The organism is Oleiphilus sp. HI0079, from assembly GCF_001635105.1.
Genome location: NZ_LWFT01000775.1, coordinates 1 through 1230, shown reverse-complemented (window position 1 = coordinate 1230; position 1230 = coordinate 1). Strand labels below are relative to the sequence as shown.

The following is a 1230-nucleotide window of genomic DNA, read 5'->3' as shown; positions in this document are numbered from 1 at the left end:
ATCCGAGTGTTGTAGGAAAGCAAACAGCCCTTGCTTATGATCAACGTAAAGCACAAAAGGATCCAAAGCTATCTGACTCGATTCCTAGCGAGGAGGACATTGCGAGCATAAAGCGTCGTGTTGACTTCGCCAAGGTGTATCTAGTTCGTGAAAATGAAGAACTGAAGACCATTATTTTGCCTGTCAGTGGATACGGTCTTTGGTCAACGCTACATGGTTTTCTTGCGCTTGAAGCGGATGCAAACACTGTAGTTGGTTTTGGCTTCTATGAGCATGCTGAAACACCGGGGCTTGGTGGAGAGGTTGATAATCCAAATTGGAAGGCCTTATGGCCCGGCAAGAAGGTGTATGACCTTGATGAGTCGGATGAGCCTAAGCTCGCTCTTCTCAAGGGAGCCGTTGATCGCTCTAAGCCTGATGCTGAGTACAAGGTTGACGGTCTTTCAGGAGCAACTCTTACGAGTCGTGGTGTGACTAATTTAGTTCAGTACTGGACTGGAGAGCACGGCTTTCAGAAATATTTGAATAAATTACGTCAGGGGGCATGAAGTGAGCACAGCATCCGCTAAAGAGGTTCTATTTGAGCCCGTATTTAGTAACAACCCTATTGCTCTGCAAATCCTTGGTATTTGTTCAGCGCTAGCGGTTACGACAAGCATGCAATTGTCGGTGGTTATGGGCCTTGCAGTCTGCACGGTTACTGGCCTTGCCAATCTTGCTGTTTCGTTGATTCGTAGCCAGATCCCTTCGAATATCCGAATCATTGTTCAGATGACGATCATCGCAACGCTTGTGATTGTTGTCGATCAGATTCTTCGAGCATACGCTTACGAAATTTCTAAGCAGCTCTCTGTTTTCGTTGGTTTGATCATCACAAACTGTATTGTAATGGGTCGAGCAGAGGCATTCGCAATGCAGAATGGTCCAGGAATGAGCTTCTTGGATGGTGTTGGTAATGGCCTAGGTTACGCTGTGATTTTGCTGTTCGTTGCTTTCTTCCGTGAGCTACTTGGCGCGGGCAAGCTGTTTGGAGTTGAGATCTTTGCAACTGTGAATGATGGTGGTTGGTATGTACCGAACGGCTTGTTGTTGTTGCCACCAAGTGCATTCTTCTTGATCGGTATCTTTATCTGGGCATTGCGCTCTTGGAAGAAAGATCAGATCGAAGCGCCGGATTATAAGATGTCAGCGCATCGTGTTAAGGAGGCTTTCTAATGGTTGAGCATTATT

The 1230-nt window shown here is 46.4% G+C and carries 2 protein-coding genes; both read left to right on the top strand.

Annotated elements, in window-relative coordinates:
- On the top strand, nucleotides 1–548 hold a 548-nt coding region (nqrC, locus tag A3750_RS14560), incomplete at its 5' end, for an NADH:ubiquinone reductase (Na(+)-transporting) subunit C (protein ID WP_068548400.1).
- A 1-nt stretch (nucleotide 549) separates the two neighbouring features.
- Nucleotides 550–1215 (top strand): NADH:ubiquinone reductase (Na(+)-transporting) subunit D, encoded by a 666-nt coding sequence (locus tag A3750_RS14555; RefSeq protein WP_068455338.1) that lies wholly within the window; start codon nucleotides 550–552, stop codon nucleotides 1213–1215.
- The last annotated feature ends 15 nt before the right edge of the window (nucleotides 1216–1230 follow it).